This window comes from Pedobacter ginsengisoli (assembly GCF_030244015.1).
GTDB classification, from domain to species: Bacteria; Bacteroidota; Bacteroidia; order Sphingobacteriales; family Sphingobacteriaceae; genus Pedobacter; species Pedobacter ginsengisoli.
In genome coordinates this window covers 18,551-37,014 of record NZ_JASSYX010000004.1, presented here as the reverse complement: position 1 = coordinate 37,014, position 18,464 = coordinate 18,551, and the positions used below count along the sequence as shown (strand labels likewise).

Annotated in this window: 18 protein-coding genes; 13 read left to right on the top strand and 5 right to left on the bottom strand. The window is 42.6% G+C overall.

Features of this window, described 5'->3' with window-relative positions:
- Window positions 1-15 precede the first annotated feature (15 nt).
- Window positions 16-951, bottom strand: a complete 936-nt coding sequence (trhO, locus tag QEP08_RS17520) for an oxygen-dependent tRNA uridine(34) hydroxylase TrhO (RefSeq protein ID WP_285059923.1) — start codon at window positions 949-951, stop codon at window positions 16-18.
- A 388-nt stretch (window positions 952-1,339) separates the two neighbouring features.
- On the opposite strand from trhO, the gene QEP08_RS17515 reads away from it, so the two are divergent.
- A complete protein-coding gene (locus tag QEP08_RS17515; RefSeq protein WP_285059922.1) occupies window positions 1,340-3,469 on the top strand; it encodes a hypothetical protein in 2,130 nt (709 codons plus the stop codon).
- A 33-nt stretch (window positions 3,470-3,502) separates the two neighbouring features.
- On the opposite strand, the gene QEP08_RS17510 is transcribed toward QEP08_RS17515, so the two are convergent.
- Both QEP08_RS17510 and QEP08_RS17505 read right to left on the bottom strand, forming a co-directional pair.
- Entirely contained in the window at window positions 3,503-4,240 is a 738-nt protein-coding gene (locus QEP08_RS17510) for an SDR family oxidoreductase (protein ID WP_285059921.1), read from the bottom strand.
- Between the two features lie 83 nt (window positions 4,241-4,323).
- Window positions 4,324-4,914, bottom strand: a complete 591-nt coding sequence (locus QEP08_RS17505; RefSeq protein ID WP_285059920.1) for a TetR/AcrR family transcriptional regulator — start codon at window positions 4,912-4,914, stop codon at window positions 4,324-4,326.
- Window positions 4,915-5,106: 192 nt separating this feature from the next.
- On the opposite strand from QEP08_RS17505, the gene QEP08_RS17500 reads away from it, so the two are divergent.
- Entirely contained in the window at window positions 5,107-6,291 is a 1,185-nt protein-coding gene (locus QEP08_RS17500; RefSeq protein WP_431844617.1) for a C1 family peptidase, read from the top strand.
- A 143-nt stretch (window positions 6,292-6,434) separates the two neighbouring features.
- Here QEP08_RS17500 and QEP08_RS17495 read toward each other — a convergent pair whose 3' ends face one another.
- On the bottom strand, window positions 6,435-8,882 hold the full coding sequence (locus tag QEP08_RS17495) for a DUF5686 and carboxypeptidase regulatory-like domain-containing protein (RefSeq protein ID WP_285059919.1): 2,448 nt from the start codon (window positions 8,880-8,882) through the stop codon (window positions 6,435-6,437).
- A gap of 143 nt (window positions 8,883-9,025) precedes the next feature.
- Here QEP08_RS17495 and kbl point away from each other — a divergent pair, with 143 nt between their 5' ends.
- From kbl to QEP08_RS17460, 7 genes are all read left to right on the top strand, one after another.
- Window positions 9,026-10,213, top strand: a complete 1,188-nt coding sequence (gene kbl / locus QEP08_RS17490) for a glycine C-acetyltransferase (RefSeq protein WP_285059918.1) — start codon at window positions 9,026-9,028, stop codon at window positions 10,211-10,213.
- A 30-nt stretch (window positions 10,214-10,243) separates the two neighbouring features.
- Entirely contained in the window at window positions 10,244-11,281 is a 1,038-nt protein-coding gene (pheS, locus tag QEP08_RS17485; protein WP_285059917.1) for a phenylalanine--tRNA ligase subunit alpha, read from the top strand.
- Window positions 11,281-11,697, top strand: a complete 417-nt coding sequence (locus tag QEP08_RS17480; RefSeq protein WP_285059916.1) for a Rieske (2Fe-2S) protein — start codon at window positions 11,281-11,283, stop codon at window positions 11,695-11,697. The genes pheS and QEP08_RS17480 overlap by 1 nt, the downstream gene beginning before the upstream one ends.
- On the top strand, window positions 11,697-12,272 hold the full coding sequence (locus tag QEP08_RS17475) for a TetR/AcrR family transcriptional regulator (protein ID WP_285059915.1): 576 nt from the start codon (window positions 11,697-11,699) through the stop codon (window positions 12,270-12,272). Before QEP08_RS17480 ends, QEP08_RS17475 begins: the two co-directional genes overlap by 1 nt.
- 70 nt (window positions 12,273-12,342) lie before the next feature.
- Window positions 12,343-12,453, top strand: a complete 111-nt coding sequence (locus QEP08_RS17470; RefSeq protein WP_285059914.1) for a phenylalanyl-tRNA synthetase subunit alpha — start codon at window positions 12,343-12,345, stop codon at window positions 12,451-12,453.
- Between the two features lie 155 nt (window positions 12,454-12,608).
- The gene (gene rlmD / locus QEP08_RS17465) at window positions 12,609-14,072 is read left to right on the top strand and encodes a 23S rRNA (uracil(1939)-C(5))-methyltransferase RlmD (protein ID WP_285059913.1); all 1,464 of its coding nucleotides are present in this window, start codon (window positions 12,609-12,611) and stop codon (window positions 14,070-14,072) included.
- Between the two features lie 21 nt (window positions 14,073-14,093).
- Window positions 14,094-14,501 (top strand): hypothetical protein, encoded by a 408-nt coding sequence (locus tag QEP08_RS17460; RefSeq protein WP_285059912.1) that lies wholly within the window; start codon window positions 14,094-14,096, stop codon window positions 14,499-14,501.
- A gap of 66 nt (window positions 14,502-14,567) precedes the next feature.
- Here QEP08_RS17460 and QEP08_RS17455 read toward each other — a convergent pair whose 3' ends face one another.
- The gene (locus tag QEP08_RS17455) at window positions 14,568-15,278 is read right to left on the bottom strand and encodes a head GIN domain-containing protein (RefSeq protein WP_285059911.1); all 711 of its coding nucleotides are present in this window, start codon (window positions 15,276-15,278) and stop codon (window positions 14,568-14,570) included.
- A 197-nt stretch (window positions 15,279-15,475) separates the two neighbouring features.
- Between QEP08_RS17455 and QEP08_RS17450 the strand changes: the two genes are divergently transcribed.
- Genes QEP08_RS17450 through QEP08_RS17435 form a run of 4 tightly spaced genes read left to right on the top strand, consistent with a single transcriptional unit; the run spans window position 15,476 to window position 18,458 of the window.
- A complete protein-coding gene (locus QEP08_RS17450) occupies window positions 15,476-15,985 on the top strand; it encodes a phosphoribosyltransferase family protein (RefSeq protein WP_285059910.1) in 510 nt (169 codons plus the stop codon).
- 37 nt (window positions 15,986-16,022) lie between these two features.
- Window positions 16,023-16,646 (top strand): 1-acyl-sn-glycerol-3-phosphate acyltransferase, encoded by a 624-nt coding sequence (locus tag QEP08_RS17445; protein ID WP_285059909.1) that lies wholly within the window; start codon window positions 16,023-16,025, stop codon window positions 16,644-16,646.
- On the top strand, window positions 16,643-17,557 hold the full coding sequence (locus tag QEP08_RS17440; RefSeq protein ID WP_285059908.1) for a hypothetical protein: 915 nt from the start codon (window positions 16,643-16,645) through the stop codon (window positions 17,555-17,557). Before QEP08_RS17445 ends, QEP08_RS17440 begins: the two co-directional genes overlap by 4 nt.
- 52 nt (window positions 17,558-17,609) lie before the next feature.
- Complete coding sequence (locus QEP08_RS17435; RefSeq protein WP_285059907.1) at window positions 17,610-18,458, top strand: 4-hydroxy-3-methylbut-2-enyl diphosphate reductase; 849 nt, start codon at window positions 17,610-17,612, stop codon at window positions 18,456-18,458.
- The last annotated feature ends 6 nt before the right edge of the window (window positions 18,459-18,464 follow it).

The following is an 18,464-nucleotide window of genomic DNA, read 5'->3' as shown; positions in this document are numbered from 1 at the left end:
GAAGGGCAAAGGTAGTTATTTGCCCGTGTTAATTGGCTGTGGCACTTTTACATAGTACCCGGTGCCGTCATATACCCGTTTGCGCGGGTTTGTCGTACAAGCAACCGAGCAGCAGCCCTGCAATTCTTCACCGCAGGCATCACATTGCGTAAAATGCTCATTGCACTCGGGATTGGCGCAGTTGATCATTTTTGGGGTGATGGTTCCGCAGTTGCGGCAGGTAGAGACGATTTTGGGGTTTACCGTGTTGACGTCAACCGCGATCCGGTTGTCAAATACATAACACTTGCCTTCGAAATCTTCACCGCCTGCTTCCTTGCCGTATTTGATGATCCCGCCATGCAGCTGGTAAACATCACTAAAGCCATGGTGAAGGAGCAGTGCCGAAGCTTTTTCACATTTGATGCCCCCGGTGCAGTAAGTCAGTACTTTTTTGTCTTTATACTGCGCCAGTTCATTGATCTTGTCCGGAAAATCCCTGAAGTTTTCAATGTCAAGCGTCACTGCGTTTTTAAATTTTCCGAGGTTGTGCTCGTAATTTGAGCGCACATCGAGGATGACCACATCTTCCTGATCTATCATTTTCTGAAACTCTGCAGGTTCTAAATGCTTGCCGGTTTGTTTATTGGGATCAATGATATTTGGGTCCCTAAGGCCTGAATGTACAATCTCCGACTTATAGCGGCAATGCATTTTGATGAACGAAGGCTCGCTTACGTTGTCGATCTTAAAGTCTGTTTTTGCAAAGCGCTCATCGGCACGTATGGCAGCCATATAGGCTTCACAGGATTCTTTTGTTCCTGATACGGTGCCGTTCAAGCCTTCGTCGGCCACGATGATCCGGCCTACAAGGTTCAGGGATTTACAAAAAGCAAGATGATCGGTGGCAAATTGTTCTGCGTTGGCTATTGGACTATAGCAATAGTAAAGTAGTGTCTGATAAGTTGTCATAATTCATTGATACCGGTGCAAACGGCGTTTAATGCGGGACAAAGATAGGAAATATTTATAAAGTACGCCCCCGTAAAAGTTTGAACAAAGGTCAGGGTGAGGTCTGGTTCCTTTTTGGTATTTATCTGTTGGTATTGTTGCTTGTACTTCAAGCAAAAGCCAGGCGGACCTCGCGACATCCTTGCACAATCGCTGGACCACCCAACCACCTTGCAACCATTGGACAAGGATCAGGAAGAGGTCATAAGGATATAGTAATATAAAGGTAGCAATAAGGTAATAGAATGGACTTGAACGCTGAATTTTTATTACCTTCATTTTAGGAAAAATTAAATAGACCTGACACACAATGAAGCTCAAAATATTTTTAACATGCGTATTTACACCTATGGCATATTTTTGCCTGGGGCAGGCCCCGCAGACAGAGAAAACAGCATTCCAGACGGGTAGTGCCTGGCGGCCGGAGATCGATGTCCGGTCGGATATAGCGATCGTTTATGGTGCGGGTGACCGTAAGAGTATGACGTTTGAACAGCGGGTACAGTCCTGGCGGGACAATGGTTATCAGACGCACTTCATGACGGGCATAGCCTGGGGTGAATACCAGGATTATTTTCTCGGCAAGTGGGATGGGAAGAACCATCAGGACATCGGACAGGTTGAGCGGGACGGCAAGGTGATCTGGCATGGTGGCGGGGTGCCTTACATTGTACCTGTAAAGTCTTTCCTTGATTATATGAAAACGGCGATCATCAAAAAAGTGATAGATGCGGGGATCAGTTCCATATACCTGGAAGAACCGGAGTTTTGGGCAAGGGCCGGGTATAGTGAGGTGTTCAAAAATGAGTGGAAGTCTTTCTATGGTTTTGACTGGAGACCCCAGCATGAATCTGCCGAAAATACCTATTTGTCACACAAACTGAAATACCAGCTTTATTACAATGCAATTAAGGAGGTATCAGCTTATGCTAAGTCTTATGGCAAAGAAAAGGGGATGGACATCAAGGTTTACATCGCGACGCATTCGCTGGTCAATTATTCTTCCTGGAGGATCGTGAGCCCTGAGGCTAGCCTGGCGTCTTTGCCGGGTATTGATGGTTACATTGCTCAAGTCTGGACAGGTACTTCACGTGAGCCAACTTATTATGACGGTCAGAAGAAAGAACGTGTTTTTGAAAATGCTTTTCTGGAATATGGTTCTATGGTTTCGATGACGGCCCCGACGGGACGTAAAATGTTCTTTCTTACAGATCCTATAGAGGACTGGCCACGCGACTGGGGTGATTATAAAAGAAATTATCAGGCGACATTTACCGCCAAGCTTTTATACCCCATGGTGAATAACTACGAGGTGATGCCCTGGCCGGAACGCATTTATACCAGGCCTTATAAGCTGGCCAGCAGTAAAGAAGAGGTGCTGATCCCGAAATACTATTCGACCCAGATGCAAGTGATGGTGAATGCACTGAATGACATGCCTTTGTCTGATAACAGGGTAACGGGTGTCAATGGGATTGGTGTTTTGATGGGCAATAGTTTAATGTTCCAGCAGTTTCCCGTGCATAAAGGCTACACTGATCCGGCGTTTTCCAATTTCTATGGTCAGACTTTGCCCTTATTGAAAAACGGGGTGCCGGTACAGACGGTTCATATGGAAAACTTGTCGTTCAGCAATACATTGAAGGATATAAAAGTGCTGATCGTGAGTTATTCGAATATGAAGCCATTTTCCCCTGAGGTGAACCAACATTTGGCGGACTGGGTAAGAGGCGGGGGAGTGCTGGTGTATTGCGGCAGTGATGATGATCCTTATCAATCGGTTTTGGAATGGTGGAATACAAAGGGAAATTCCTATAAGGCACCATCGGAACACTTGTTTGGTTTAATGAACATTAGGGCGGAGGAAGGCAAACGTCTGAGATTTGGCAAAGGTTCGGTGTATGTAATCAGGCAAGACCCAAAAGATTTTGTGCTGAAAGCTGATTCAGATCAGGAGTATATCCAAACGGTGAAACATGCCTATGAAGTTGATGCAAGGGCGGGTAAGCTGTTGTTTAAAAACAACCTCTACCTGGCGCGGGGTGCATATGATGTGGTCTCGGTCATGGATGAGCATCCAGATGCAAAACCCTATGTTGTCAAAGGTCCTGTGGTGGATCTGTTTGATCCGGATTTGCCTGTGCTTGCCGAAAAAGTGATCAATCCGGGAGAACAGGGTTTCTTGTACAATATTACCAGGGTAAAGGATAAGTCAAAACCAATGGTGCTGGCTTCTGCGTCAAGAATATCAGCGGAAGCCAGCACAAAAGGCGCTTATTCGTTCATCTGCAAAAGCCCGGCAAACACGGTAAACAGCATCCGGATATTGCTGCCAGCTGAGCCAAAAATTATAATGGTTACGGATCATGCCGGGAGGAAGGTCGCCAATGTTAAAACTTCCTGGGATGCAGGGTCAAAAACCTATTATATGGGCTTTGACAATAGTCCGGAAGGCATTGGTGTGAAACTGAGCTGGTAGGTTCATCGACAGGAGCTTATGCAGGGTTCATTGCTATGCAGGGTTCATTGCTGCGAGGGCCTCTGCCGGAGACTGGAGATAAAGTTCATAGATCTTCTGCGTATTCCCCACACGTACTTCGTAGTTGTCTGCCTGGATGGCTGTGATCAGATCACTGGCTACCTGAGCTGCGGGTATACCGGTTTTACCATTGATCGGGGCGCTGAATTCTGTATCGACCAGCGGCGGCATGAGTTCAAAAACCTTGACGTTTGATGTACGCTCAAGTATGATCCTTAAAGACTGCGTGTAGGAGTGCAGTGCTGCTTTGGATGCAGAATAGGTCGGTAATGATCCGGGTACAAAAGCAACTATAGAGGAAACATTGACCACTGCTGCCTGAGGTTGTAATTTTAGTAAAGGAATTAATTTTTCGTTGAGACGGATCACCGCCAGATAGTTGGTCAGCATTTCATCCTGAGCTTTTTCAAAGGCATCTTCGTTATTGGCCAGTTTATACAGGTGCGCTGCACCGGCATTGTTGATTACGATATTGACTTCGGGAGCATTATTTTTTATGAAGTCTACTAGTTTTTCTGTGTCCTCAGGATTGCTGATATCACCAGTGAAGCCGGTTGCGCCGGGAAGCTTGGCGAGTGCTTCAGTAAGTCTTTGTTGGTTTCTGCCGGTGATGATGATTTTGTTTCCAGCTTCAGCAAATGATTTTGCAAGTTCGAATCCGATTCCGGCTGTTCCGCCGGTTATCAGGACTGTGTTATTTGTAATGTTCATCTTTTTTAGTCTTTAATGTATTTTATTTTCTTCTCTTGGCTTATGTGAAATAGACCGATCGGTCTATATTTGGTCAAAAAAAATCATTGTGAGAAAGATTCTATTTCAGCCTTCAGTATGTCATTCATGATTTTCATTTGTTGGTTGCTGTTTTGGATCCTGCCAACCAGAATTGCACCTTCTGTTGAAAGGTACATTTTGACAGCAAATGCGCCTGCGTTTACTGAAGGGCTAAATTCACCGCTTTCAATACCATCTGCGATCACCCTGGTAATTCTGTCCTGGGTGTCTTTGATCGTTTTGTTTACCGCCTGTTTGATCACCGGGTTGGTGTCGTCAGCTTCGGTTCCGAAATTGAGAACCGGGCAGCCCCCTTTGTCACTATACAGAAGGGCATCTTCGTAAAAATCCAGTAATGCGTACAGTTTATCCTTTGCACTGTCCCTGCTGTTGAGCGCAGCATCAATCAGGCCAAGCAGATTTTTGGAAAGGTATTTGAAAACTTCCAGGCAGATCTCTTCCTTGTTTTCAAAATTCCCATATATACCTCCTTTGGCAAGATTTGCAGCCTGCATGATGTCGTTAATGGAAGTTCCGGCCATCCCTTTCTTATTGAAAAGCACGGCTGCTTTTTCAATAATGTGCTGGCGGGTTTTTTCTGCTTTCGTTAACATGGTTTAAAGATAAGACCGATCGGTCTTATCTTGCAAATATTTACTGTCATCTCTCTGACATAATCAAAATTGGGGGTGTTAAAGTAAATTTGGTGTGACCCGCATATTGTAAACGTTGTTTTTGTTCCAAAATTAATTATGTTTGCCTTTGTAGAGCTAAACAACTTATACTAACTAACTTTATACATACAAATGACTAAAATTTCAATGAAACCATTGTGGTTGGCTGCGGGCTTACTGCTTGGAACCAATGTAGGGTTCGCACAGGACAATCTGGTTAATTCACTTAAAGACAATCAAAGTGAGGCAAGCAAGAACAGCTTCACTTTTACGGAAGTAATGAATGCAGAAGCGACTTCTGTGAAAAATCAAAAATCGTCAGGTACTTGCTGGAGTTACAGTACCAATTCTTTTCTGGAATCGGAGATGATCCGCATGGGCAAAAAACCGGTTGATCTGGCTGATCTTTTTTCGGCACGGAATGTTTACGTGGAAAAGGGGATCAATTATGTGCGCATGCACGGCGCCCTGACGCTGGGTGACGGTGGTGCATGCCATGATGTGATCAATATGTTTGCAAAATATGGCGCGATGCCGCAGGACGTTTATACAGGAAATGATTATGGCGGTAAGACTTCATCAGATAAAATGAACAAGCTAACGGAAGCTATTCTTAAAAAGGCGGTACAGGGTGATTTTGATCCGAACTGGAAGACGAAATACATCGGGACTATTGATTCCTGTATGGGCGCGGTTCCCGAAAAGTTCACTTATGAGGGGAAAGAATATACGCCGAAGACTTTTGCAAAAGAGGTAGTCGGTATCAATCCGGCTGATTATGTAGAACTTTCTTCTTTCAATACTTCTCCTTATTACCAAAAAACAGTATTGATGGTGCCGGATAACTGGTCTTATGATCAGGTGTATAATGTTCAGATGGACGACATCATAAAGATCATTGACAATGCACTGAAAGGTGGCTTTACCGTTGCCTGGGCTACTGACGTAAGCGAGAAAGGCTTTAGCTGGAAAAACGGAGTGGCATATGTACCTCAGACGGATTTTGAAAGCATGAGTGCTGAGGAGAAAAAGGCAATGTTCAACGGACCAAAACCTGAGAAGGAAATTACAGTTGAGCTGCGCCAGGCTGCGTTTGACGATTATCAGACTACTGACGATCACGGGATGCAGATCACAGGGATGGCGAAGGACCAGAATGGTAAAGAGTACTACATCGTGAAAAATTCATGGGGTGCTACCAATGATTATAAAGGTTATTTATACGTAACCAAGAATTTTGTGAAGTATAAAACCACTGCGTTTTTGCTGCACAAGAAAGGGATCCCGTCTGACATCAGGAAGAAACTGGATTTATAGGTTTTAAGCAATTCGCATAATCATATCGTCATTGCGGGGCACGAAGCAATCTCAGACAGGATAATCAAGATGAGATCGCTTTGTGCCTCGCAATGACTTTTTTAGGGCTGGTCGCAAGTTTGTTTATTCAGTTATAACAACTCTTAAAACCCATATGTAAGCCTGAACCCGTGATCCACCCGCCTTTTGCCATCATATGCAAAACCATAAGCTGCCCTGAAGATCAGCCGCTGCAAACCAAAATAGAACTCTGTGTAGTTTCTCTTAACTGGTTGGGTCAGGTAGCTGACACCTACCAGTTCCTCAAGTTTTAACTTGCGCAGCAGGGGGACCTTATTGGTCAGGAAACCTGAGAAATTATGTTCATAATGGAATTCCGCATATTCCCGGTTGGTGCTGAACATGTAAAAATCAAGGAACAGGAACTTTCTGAGGTCAGGTTTGCTTAACAATGAATTGTTGCCCCGGAAGTGTTTTTGTTCGGGGTAATAGACTACATCATTGTTCAGGTATTTACCTGCTCCGGCAACGAATGAGGAATAGCCCAACATGCCCATGCTGATCCTGTCCTCTGATACTTCGAGTGAGACGCGGTCGTAATCAACATCACTGTTTAGCAATCCGCTGATTCCTTTTTTATAATTCAGTTTGATCACGGGATATTTCGAAGGCTGATAAAACTTCCCGTCCGGACGGGTGATATAGGTCTGTCCAATGGTGTAGGTCAGCGTTGCGTCTACAGTCAGGGCCCGATAGGTAGGGAACAATTCCTTTTCAGTTTCGGGATTGAAAGGGTTGTTTGAGGTAAATGTTTCTCCTTTAAGGTCTTTTATCTTGAAGTGTGTGGTGTTTACCAAGTTTGTGTTTCTGGAATAACCGGCTATTATTTGCCCCTGAAGACCATTGGCCAGTTCTCTTGCGGTTCCGATGTTCGCAAATTCCTTTTTGTAGAATTTGGAAAAATTGGTTTCAAAAAACAGGGAATTGATGGAGTTGCCCAGTAAACTCATGGAACCATAGTTATTGAGATCGAAAATACCTGAACCCGCACTAAAGCTGACGTTTGCCCTTTTTACCGGGTCGTAAAAATAATTGGCGCTGAGGCTTCCTGTAAATGTCTTGTTAGAAAAACCATATCTTGCTTCAGGCCTGATGTTGTAGTACTTTCTGTCCTCCAGGTATTTTGTATAGGTAATACCGTATTTCAAAGCAAAACCTTCTACAGTATTGTAAAATACCGATCTGTATAAGGGGTCGAAGGCATAAGATTTTTTAGCATAACGGTTGTTTATGGTGTAACCGGTGACCAGTAATTTCACAATGCCAAATTTATTGTTCGCCCGTTCTACTGAGTCCAGATAATGTCTGGAGGTTTTGAGCACAGCTACGCTGTCCTTTCTGATGTAATCCCGGCTTTCTTCTGCAGTAAGCGGAATGGGGCGGTTGTTGAGCCAAAAAAGGGAATCTTTTTTATTTACTGCTTTGGTGATCTTAAGGATCTCGCCGTTGAAATGATTTTTTGGAAAATCAGGGTGGATGTTGTAATTGCTGTAAACCCCGACATAGTACCCTTCAAATTTGAATCCAAACACATTTCCATTGAACTGGAAATTGATGTTGGAAGGCATATATGTATTTTCCACCTTCAGGAATTGCTGAGAAATATTTAAGGTGTCCAGCAGGTTTATTCCTGTGTTTTTGGTCAGGTAAACCTCCGCATTAAGCAGGTGATAACTGTCATCACTGATGTAGATTGTGCCCCTGAAAGCGGGGTCATGTTCCCTTTTTGGAATAATCTGGATTTTATTGACCGTTTGTCCGTTTTCAGTGGCTGTACCGATGAGCTTATAACGGTAATAAAGGAACGCGCCGTCTGATATCGGCGAAACAAAACCACGTGTGCTCAGTGTATTTTCCAGCAGTATATTCTCGTAAAAATTGATGATGAGATCGGAAGCCTTGTTGAAACTAAAGGCGTTGTTGCGGCCGGCAACTTTGGAGGAAATCATTTCTTCATGGATCTTGCCCGGTCGCTCAAATGAAAACTTAGAAGTAGACTCTGATAAATACAAAATGCCTTTTCGATTGGTATCCAGATCAAGTGTCTTCTGGATGTCCCGCCCAAAGAATTTCTTTGGCGCACCAACCAGCTTCTGAACTCCTTTGATATAGACGTCTGTGGTATAAGCATCGACTTCGGTCAGGTGCCTGCTTCTGCTTTTGATTGCTTGTCTGATGATCTCATTGGCGGGGTCTTCGCCATTACCTCTGATGGTCACTCCCTGCAGTGTGTAATTCTCGGATGTCAGCACTGCGTTTTCTATGGTGTTTTCTGACAGGGTAATGGTTTTCTCCAGTAGTTTATAGCCAATCGCCTTATAAACTATGGTGACAGTGCCTTTATCTAATGCAAAAGCATAAACTCCATCAACATTGGCGGAAGTTCCGGTTGTCGTATTTTTGATGTAAACTGAAGCGAACGGCACGACTTGTCCTTCGTTGTCTTTTATAGTCCCGCTTAATTTAATTTGTTGTGCTTTGCAAAGAAATGCGCAAATAAGTAATGTTAGCGTCAGTGTGGTGTTCTTCATTAAAGAGGATTATGGGCTAAATATCCGATTAGTTATTAAAGTTAACAGAAATATCTTGTTAAAGTTTGTTAAGTGTATTTTATTGGATTACCTATCTAAGACGATATTTATATAACTTTGGCTGCAACAACTAGATTATTATTATGTACAAAACATTACAACCGGTGCTCCAGCAAGAACTGGCACAAATAGAAAAGGACGGATTATATAAACGTGAACGTATCATAGTAACCCCTCAGGGTGCTGACATCAAGGTGAGTACAGGTCAGGAAGTGGTAAATTTCTGCGCTAACAATTATCTGGGGCTGTCGTCGCATCCTTTAGTGATAGCAGCGGCAAAAAAAGCGGTGGATAAATATGGATATGGGATGTCTTCTGTACGGTTTATCTGTGGTACGCAGGATGTGCATAAGGAACTGGAGGAAAAGATCTCAAAATTCCTGGGAACGGAAGACACTATTTTATATGCAGCAGCGTTTGATGCCAATGGCGGTGTTTTTGAGCCTTTGTTTAATGACCAGGATGCCATAATATCTGATGAACTGAACCATGCGTCTATTATTGATGGTGTGCGTCTGTGCAAGGCAAAGCGTTTCAGGTATAAAAATGCGGATATGGCGGATCTGGAACAGCAGCTGATCGCTGCCAGGGATTCCAGGCACCGGATCATCGTTACCGATGGTGCTTTTTCTATGGACGGTGTAGTGGCACCTTTGGATAAAATCTGTGACCTGGCGGATAAATACGAAGCTTTAGTTATGATCGATGAGTCACATTGTACAGGTTTTATCGGTAAGACTGGTCGAGGCACGCATGAGCACTTTAATGTAATGGACAGGGTTGACATCATTACGGGTACTCTGGGTAAGGCATTGGGTGGCGCTTCAGGTGGTTTTACCTCTGGTAAAAAGGAAATCATCGACATGTTGCGCCAAAGGTCCCGACCTTATCTTTTCTCTAATACCCTGGCGCCTGCTATTGCAGGGGCATCAGTGGCAGTTCTTGACTTGTTAAGTGAAACTACAGACCTGAGGGATAAACTGGAGCAGAATACTGCTTATTTCCGTAAGAAGATGACTGAAGCTGGTTTTGACATTAAGGAAGGGGTGCACCCTATTGTGCCGGTCATGTTGTATGATGCGAAGCTGGCGCAGGAGTTTGCTGCAAAAATGCTGGAGGAGGGTATTTATGTGATCGGGTTTTATTATCCGGTAGTGGCCCAGGGCAAGGCAAGGATCCGTGTACAGCTTTCTGCGGGGCATGAACAGCACCACCTGGATAAGGCTATTGCTGCATTTACAAAAGTAGGTAAGGCATTGGGTGTAATATAAAATTGTATAAATAGCTGTATATTTGACCCCATGCTACAAGATAAGATAACACAGTATGCTGCGGAAGTAAATGCATTTTCCACAGATAAAGCAGATGAGTTAGAGCAGTTTCGTATTAAGTTCCTGGGAACTAAGGGGATTATCAAAGATATTTTTGATGAGTTTAAAGCGGTTTCACCCGGGGAGAAAAGATCCCTGGGCAAGATTTTAAATGAATTTAAACAGCTGGCCGAAGCAAAATACCAGACTTTAAAAGATCAGGGCGGGGTAACGGAAGCTGCCGCTGATTCTGGTCTGGACCTGACCCTGCCTGGTGAGGGTTTTGAAGTAGGAGCACGCCACCCGCTGGCCCTGGTGAGAAGAGAGATTATTGAGATTTTTAACAAGCTGGGTTTTGTAGTAGCAGAGGGTCCGGAAATAGAGGATGACTGGCATAATTTCTCCGCATTGAACTTCCCGGAAGAACATCCGGCAAGAGATATGCAGGACACTTTCTTTATTAAAAAAGGTGGTGAAAAAGGTGATATAGCACTTCGTACGCACACTTCATCTGTACAGGTGAGAATGATGGAAGCTGGTCAGCCACCTTTCAGAGCAATCATGCCCGGCAGGGTATACCGCAATGAGGCGATCTCTGCAAGGGCACATTGTTTCTTTCACCAGGTGGAAGGACTTTATGTGGATGAGAACGTATCATTTGCGGATTTAAAGCAGACGCTGTTTTATTTTGTACAGGAGCTGTACGGGGAAGGAACGAAAGTTCGTTTCCGCCCTTCTTATTTTCCGTTTACCGAACCTTCTGCAGAAATGGATATCTCATGTACGATCTGCAAAGGCGCAGGATGTCCGATGTGTAAATATAGCGGCTGGGTAGAGATTCTGGGCTGCGGCATGGTGGATCCGAATGTTTTGGAAAACTGCGGTATTGACAGTAAAAAATACAGCGGATTTGCTTTTGGAATGGGCATCGAACGTATCGCCAACTTAAAATTTGAGATCAAAGACCTTCGCCTGTTCTCAGAAAATGATGCACGGTTTTTAAAACAGTACAAAACCTCATTAATATAATGAAAAAGATAGCCGGAATTTGGATATTACTTTGGATGATGTGTGCCGCCTGCGGCAAGGCAGATATAGCAATTCCTAATGTTCCGGTGAATTTTAGTGCGCTCCTGACAGATCCGAGGCTTCTGAGGCTAAGCAGTCCCGGACAGGGGGTATTGATTAAGGACCACGGTGTGGCGGGCCTGATCATTTACCACAAACTGGACGGCAGTTACGTGTCTTATGACCGTTGCAGCACAGTAAATCCGGAGGAAAAGTGCGCTGTTGTACTGGATGAGTCAAATTTTGCGGTCACTGATAAATGCACGGGTGCAAAATTTTCCCTGGAAGATGGCAGTCCGGTTAAGGCCCCTGCGAAAAGGGCCTTAAAGATGTACACTACATCTATACAGGGAAATACTATACATGTAACGAATTGATGGAACCGGAAAAAATTAAAGAAAGCATAATCAAGGCTGCAAAAGAGCTTTTTAGAAAATACGGTTATCATAAGACCAGTGTCAACGAAATCGCTAAGAAAGCCAGGATCGCAAAAGCGACCATTTATAAATATTTTGAAAGCAAGGAACAAATACTGGACGCTATTCTGATGAATTATCTGGATTTGAACCTTCATGAGATATTAAAAAATAAAGCCCAGTTTGCAGACGAAGAGGAGCATCTGAAGGCACTGGTCATGAAGACCTGCAGGTTGACTTATACCGTGTGTAATGAGTTTATCGGCTGGGATTTTGTCAGGGAAAATGCCAATTCCCAGGAGTTTCTTAAGCATTTATCAGATCAGCTGGAATCTTTACTGTTGTCTGCTTACCTGGAACTCGACCACTTTAAGAATAATCCATCGCGCAAGGAAGGGTTGGCTTTTTTGCTCAAAGCGAGTAAAAGCATTGTATTCTCATTTGCATTTACATCTGTAAGTGATTCTGATGTACGCAAGAACTTTGTCAGTTTCCAAAAAGAACTGCTTCCTTTTTTGGTTAAAGCTGCCTTATAGTTATTCGTTGTACCGTTTTGGTATTTGGTATAAAAACACCTATATTTGGTAATATATCAATATAACGGCCATGAGTAATGAAATTTTGGAAATTTCTGTTTCGGTAGAGGAAAAATTTGATATGAGTTTTAATTGGCTAAGTGGCCTTTTTGGTTTTATCCTTAAGGTTTTAGGTAAATAAAGCTTGATCTGATGATTTCCTGGTAAAAGGGTGCAGTCTGCGTCTTTAAGAAATCTTGCGCCGTAATAAAATTTAAAACTATTATTCGCATCTTTGCATTTTTTAGCTGTACGGGATTATTGCCGTTGCAGTTTTATATTAAGTTATGCCGCACAATGAGTAGAAATAGAAAACCGGGAACTGTAAGCATTATTCCAAATCTAAATATAATTGACATTGCCGAAGAGGGTAAGGGTGTAGGCAAGGCAGATGAGCTGGTGATTTTTGTCGATAAAGCGGTTCCGGGAGATGTGGCAGACGTGCGTATAGTTAAAAAGAAAAAGAACTTTGCGGAGGCTGTCATTGAAAGTCTAAATAAAGCTTCTGTGTTAAGAACAGACCCTTTTTGTCAGCATTTTGGCACTTGTGGCGGTTGCAAATGGCAACATATGGAATATGATGCCCAGTTGAAATTTAAACATAAGAACGTAGAGGCGGCACTCCAGCGCCTCGCAAAGATCGATACCGCAGGTATGGAGCCTATTTTGGGTTCTGCTGAGAATAAGTATTACAGGAATAAGCTGGAGTATACTTTTTCGAATAAACGCTGGTTAAATAAAGAGGACATTATAGAACGGGGGGTACTTGAGGACGAGCCTGGTACCGAAGGGCCTGATTCTGCTCTTGAAATGAATGCGCTGGGCTTTCATGTTCCTTTACGGTTTGACAAGATACTTGACATTCAGCACTGCTACCTGCAGGCTGAACCGTCAAATACGATAAGAAATTCGGTCCGCACTTATGCGTTGGAAAACAGCATGAGCTTTTATGACCTCCGCAACCATGAGGGTAGTTTGAGGAACCTCATCATACGTACTTCTTCTACTGGTGAAGTAATGGTTGTGGTGGTTTTTGCCTATGTGAGCCAGGAACAGGCTGACGGACTGATGGAGCATCTGAAACTAAATTTTCCGGCAATTACTTCTCTGCTGTATATTATCAACCAAAAAAAGAACGATACTATATTTGACCAGGAGGTAATTACCTATTCGGGAAGGGATTACATTTTTGAAGAAATGGATGGTCTGAAATTTAAGATTGGCCCAAAGTCATTTTACCAGACCAATTCTGATCAGGCGCATGAATTGTATAAAATTACGAAGGAGTTTGCAGGCTTTTCCGGGAATGAACTGGTTTATGACCTTTATACCGGGGCCGGGACGATTGCAAATTTTGTGGCAGGGAATGTTAAGCAGGTGATCGGGATTGAATATGTCCCGACAGCTATTGAAGATGCAAAGTTCAATTCGCAGCTTAATAAAATCGACAATACGATTTTCTATGCCGGTGATATGAAAGACATTCTGACAAGAGAATTTATTGCTGCGCATGGCAAGCCTGATGTGGTCATCACTGATCCGCCGAGAGCCGGAATGCATGCGGATGTGGTAGCACGGTTGCTGGAAATGGAAGCTGATAAAATTGTATATGTCAGCTGTAATGCGGCTACACAGGCTAGAGACCTCGCCCTCCTGAAAGATAAATATGAAGCGCTGAGGATCAAGCCGGTTGACATGTTTCCTCATACTCAGCATGTTGAAAACGTTGTTTTGTTGAAATTTGCTGGCAGCGCGGTGTAGCGCTTTTGAAAATTAATTATAATGGATATAGAAGAATTATTGCCGCAGCAGCCGGAAGGTGAGAAACCTGAAACTAAAAAACAAAGTCCGCTGATCAGTCTCGAAAAAGATCTGGAATTGTACGCCGGCTCTATTAAAGAGGTTGCAGTTGAGATTATAGCAGAGGGCATTTCTGCTAATCCTATATTTATTGCCCATCAGTATACGGTCAGTATTGGGGAAGTGATCCTGGACCGCAAGGACTTGAATACGGAATGGACAATTCAGGCATCTACATTTGAAGAATTTGTAGAGAAGGGGATTATTCAGCCTGATAAAAAGACCTTATTCCTGAAAAATTATAAAAAGCCTGAAGATTTTATGTGTGTGTTTGTGATCGTTCCGGAAGGGGCTAACTTTATTTTCTATCCCTACAAGGATAACGGTTAGGTTATGGCACAAAAAATCCCTAACGGCCTCCACCGGTAGGGATTCACTAAAAACTAAACTTAAATATTAATTTATCTTGTTGACTTCTCCGCTTTTGCCTGAGGATTTTTTTACAGCAGGGTTTCCTTTATAGTTTACATCACTACCGCCGCTTGCTGTTACATCAAGTGCTTTAGTGACATGAATATTGGCGTCAGAGCCGCCGCTTGCCGTCACCCGGGCATTTTCTACCACAAAGCCAAGTGCATCTATATCGCTTCCGCCGCTGCTGCTGGCCTCCATATTTGTCGCATTTCCTTTTATATTTACATCAGAACCACCACTGGTCTGAATTTGGATATCCTTGGCCGCAACATTTAAATCAATGTCCGAACCACCAGATGCGCTTATAGATAATTTATCTGTTTTTAAAGTGTTTTGTGAATACACGTCACTACCGCCACTGGCGGAAATGGCCTGCAGCGTTTTATAGTTCACATATACTTTGATGCTTTGACCTTTAAACAATCTGCCCCAGCTGATGTTGTCTTTATATCTGATGTTCAGGTTATTTCCTTTTTTTTCAACAACTACGTTTTTTAACAGATCGGCATGCGCACTGACCCTGATGTTTTCAGAACTGCTTTGTGTAAGATAAAGATCTATACCGCTTGACACGGAAACTTCCGTAAAATTGGTAATGGCTATGTCTTTATTCTCCTGAGCTTTGATCGCTCTTGAATTCGCAGAAAGTGCGATGAAAACAATTGCAATTAAAGTGAAGCTGGAATTTTTCATAATCGGTTAGGTTAGGGGTTCATGAATTAGACGCAGACTAGCACAAAACGTTGCATTATTTGTAAATTATTTTTAAATATATTTTTTCACCGGTCATTTTTGTGCGGGAGGAGGAAGGATAAAATAAAATTTTAGCTAAGTTTGATTTTCAACCTTAAAATGGTTCTTTTTGTAGGACGTAAAACAATGTGACACCAATGGCAGAATCTCAGTTACTTATTCTCAATAAAGAACAGATACAACAAAAAATTAACAGGATTGCTTACCAGATTTTGGAAGACAACCTGGATGAACAGGAAATTGTACTGGCGGGGATATGGGACCGCGGATATAAACTTGCTTTACGTTTGAAATCGGTATTGTCTAAAATCTCTGATCTTAAAATCACAATGCTCAGGATAGACCTGGACAGGCTCAACAGTAAGCTGGTTGCGAATACTGATCTGGACGAATCACAATGGAAAAATAAGGTAGTGATATTGGTAGATGATGTATTGAATAGCGGCAAGACCCTTGCATACGGCCTTGGCGTGTTTCTGAACACACCACATAAAAAAATAAGGACTGTGGTTCTCGTAGACAGAAGTCATAAAATATTTCCAATAGCAACTGACTTTGTAGGGCTGCAGCTGGCAACTATATTAAAGGAACACGTGGACGTGGTGATGGATGTGGAAGGCGAAGAGGATCGGGTGTATTTAAGCTAAAACTTGCATTTGAGTGGAATAATTCCCATTTTAGGGGATGCACCGGTTCAAAAAAAATCCTTTTATCCTTCATTTTTTTTCCTGGTATATAGCTCATTTGCTCAGGAAGGACTTCGCCGGTTATCGTTTTAACAAACTGGAAATTAATACGGACGAAGCTGTACTGCTGCTCGCCAATCATTTTAGCTGGTGGGATGGTTTTTTAATGTTTCAGTTAAACAGACTCCTTTTTAAAAAGCAATTTCATGTTTTAATTAATCATCAGGACTACAGCCGGCACTGGTACCTGAAGTACCTTGGCGCATTTGCCGCTGAAAATAGTAAAAAAGACGTGATTGAAACATTGATCTATGCCGGGAAATTGCTGGATGATCCAAACAACCTGGTGCTCCTATTCCCTCAGGGCAGATCTTATACAAGTCACGTTACAGGTATTAATTTCGAAAAGGGCATAATGCAGGTGATCAATTCTTCAAAAAAGCAATTTCAAATCGTCTTTTCTGTGAGTCTTTCAGATTATTATGGAAGGCGTAAACCTACAATGGACACTTATCTGAGGTCCTGGGAAGCGGAAGAGTATATGAGCCTGCAGTTGCTTAAGAGCGCGTATAATAAGCATTATGATGATGCGGTTAAAGATCAAAATAAAAAGGAAGTATGATTTTGTTCGTTTATGCGGGTCTCATCTTCCTGGTATTAAGATTTTCAGTTACGCTGTTTAACTTTCTGTCGAATCCTAAGCTGGGATATTATGGGAAACACTATACGGACAAAGTCTCCATTGTTATATTCAGCGCTATTGAAGGCGATGATCACAGTCAATTACTGGCATCGATAAAAGAGCAGGATTATAAGGAGGTCGAAATCCTGGTTAAGGAACCGGGAGAAAAGATAAGTGACATTGCGGCCCTGGCTACTGGTAAGTATCTTTTATTTTTAAAGGGGAAACTGAGTATCAGCAAAGGACTGATCAATAATTTGATTTACCGGGCTAAAGTATATGATCTTGCACTGATCAGTTTGGTGCCGAACAGAAAGTTTAATGGTTTTTTTGAGCGGTGTATTTATCCGTTGAACGATTTCGTGCTGATGAATATATTCCCCATGAGGCTGATCAGGTTAATTAATATTCCTGCTTTTTTTGTGGCCAGTCAGCCATGTATGTTTTTTAATGCGGACAAGTACAGACAAAACTTAATCAGTGGAAACCAGGCTAAAGCGAAAATGGAGCTCCTGCAGGCAAATGGATTTGTTTATTTGGAAGATCATTCCGGTATGAGTTCTGTTGGAGAGGGGGTGCTCAGGATATTTGGTAATAATGTATTTGCAGCTTCCATTTACCTATTGCTCGTCACATTTTGCCCTGTTGTTATGGCGGTGAATTTTGATCCTGTTTTTTTAGCGTTACCGGTAGGTCTTATTTTTCTGACCCGGGTGATGATATCTTTTTTAACTGCCCAGAATCAAATGGTTAATCTATTGCTGCACCCCTTGCAGATTTTGATGCTGGTAGTTGTGATGGTGAAAGCAATGGCAATACGGGTGCTGACACTTACAAGACAGAAGAAATGAAAATATCAAAGTCTTTTTGCTTAATTTTGCAGACTATGCTTGTATATAAATCATGAAATACGACCTAACAGTAACTATTGATAAGGCTTCAGGCTTTTGTTTTGGAGTAGTCTATGCTATTGATATGGCGGAAGATATCCTGGACAATGAAGATTATTTGTATTGCCTGGGGGATATTGTTCACAATGATGAAGAAGTAAAGCGATTGACGGATAAAGGGCTTAGAATCATAGATCATGAACAATTGCAAACGCTCCATAATGAAAAAGTACTGATCAGGGCACATGGCGAAGCACCATCTACTTATAAACTGGCTATGGAAAACCAGCTGACACTAATTGATGCATCCTGCCCGGTGGTGTTGAAATTACAGAACAGGATAAAAAATTCTCATGATGACGATGAGCAGATTCTCATATTTGGCAAGCACGGGCACGCGGAGGTTGTAGGGTTGCAGGGTCAGACAGATGGTAAGGCGATTGTTTTTCAGGATATTGCTGAACTGGATGACGCTGATCTTCCTGCAAAATTCACATTGTATAGCCAGACTACAAAAAGTACCGATAGATTTTATCAGATCAAAGATGAGCTGCTAAGCAGAGGATATGAAGTAAAGGCTAATGATACGATATGCAGGCAGGTTTCTAACAGGTATGGTGACCTGGAGAAATTTGTTGTAAATTTTGACAGTATTGTTTTTGTATCAGGTAAGAAATCATCAAATGGGAAGGTGCTTTATGATGTTTGCAAAAAACACAATACAAATTCACATTTTATTTCTAATGTGGATGAAATAGATTTCAGCTGGTTCTCTCCGGGGGATAAGATTGGGATCTGCGGCGCTACATCAACCCCGATGTGGCTTATGGAGGAGGTGAAAACTTTTTTGCTCGATCATTAAAAAGTA

Bases quoted from the DNA above. Each gene is read 5' to 3' on its own strand.
- QEP08_RS17495 (WP_285059919.1), bottom strand. From the start codon at position 8,882: ATGAAGAACACCACACTGACGCTAACATTACTTATTTGCGCATTTCTT.
- QEP08_RS17445 (WP_285059909.1), top strand. From the start codon at position 16,023: ATGCACCGGTTCAAAAAAAATCCTTTTATCCTTCATTTTTTTTCCTGG.
- QEP08_RS17440 (WP_285059908.1), top strand. From the start codon at position 16,643: ATGATTTTGTTCGTTTATGCGGGTCTCATCTTCCTGGTATTAAGATTT.
- QEP08_RS17515 (WP_285059922.1), top strand. From the start codon at position 1,340: ATGGCATATTTTTGCCTGGGGCAGGCCCCGCAGACAGAGAAAACAGCA.
- QEP08_RS17435 (WP_285059907.1), top strand. From the start codon at position 17,610: ATGAAATACGACCTAACAGTAACTATTGATAAGGCTTCAGGCTTTTGT.
- QEP08_RS17460 (WP_285059912.1), top strand. From the start codon at position 14,094: ATGGATATAGAAGAATTATTGCCGCAGCAGCCGGAAGGTGAGAAACCT.
- trhO (WP_285059923.1), bottom strand. From the start codon at position 951: ATGACAACTTATCAGACACTACTTTACTATTGCTATAGTCCAATAGCC.
- QEP08_RS17475 (WP_285059915.1), top strand. From the start codon at position 11,697: ATGGAACCGGAAAAAATTAAAGAAAGCATAATCAAGGCTGCAAAAGAG.
- QEP08_RS17455 (WP_285059911.1), bottom strand. From the start codon at position 15,278: ATGAAAAATTCCAGCTTCACTTTAATTGCAATTGTTTTCATCGCACTT.
- kbl (WP_285059918.1), top strand. From the start codon at position 9,026: ATGTACAAAACATTACAACCGGTGCTCCAGCAAGAACTGGCACAAATA.
- QEP08_RS17505 (WP_285059920.1), bottom strand. From the start codon at position 4,914: ATGTTAACGAAAGCAGAAAAAACCCGCCAGCACATTATTGAAAAAGCA.
- QEP08_RS17480 (WP_285059916.1), top strand. From the start codon at position 11,281: ATGAAAAAGATAGCCGGAATTTGGATATTACTTTGGATGATGTGTGCC.
- QEP08_RS17470 (WP_285059914.1), top strand. From the start codon at position 12,343: ATGAGTAATGAAATTTTGGAAATTTCTGTTTCGGTAGAGGAAAAATTT.
- QEP08_RS17500 (WP_431844617.1), top strand. From the start codon at position 5,107: ATGACTAAAATTTCAATGAAACCATTGTGGTTGGCTGCGGGCTTACTG.
- rlmD (WP_285059913.1), top strand. From the start codon at position 12,609: ATGAGTAGAAATAGAAAACCGGGAACTGTAAGCATTATTCCAAATCTA.
- QEP08_RS17510 (WP_285059921.1), bottom strand. From the start codon at position 4,240: ATGAACATTACAAATAACACAGTCCTGATAACCGGCGGAACAGCCGGA.
- QEP08_RS17450 (WP_285059910.1), top strand. From the start codon at position 15,476: ATGGCAGAATCTCAGTTACTTATTCTCAATAAAGAACAGATACAACAA.
- pheS (WP_285059917.1), top strand. From the start codon at position 10,244: ATGCTACAAGATAAGATAACACAGTATGCTGCGGAAGTAAATGCATTT.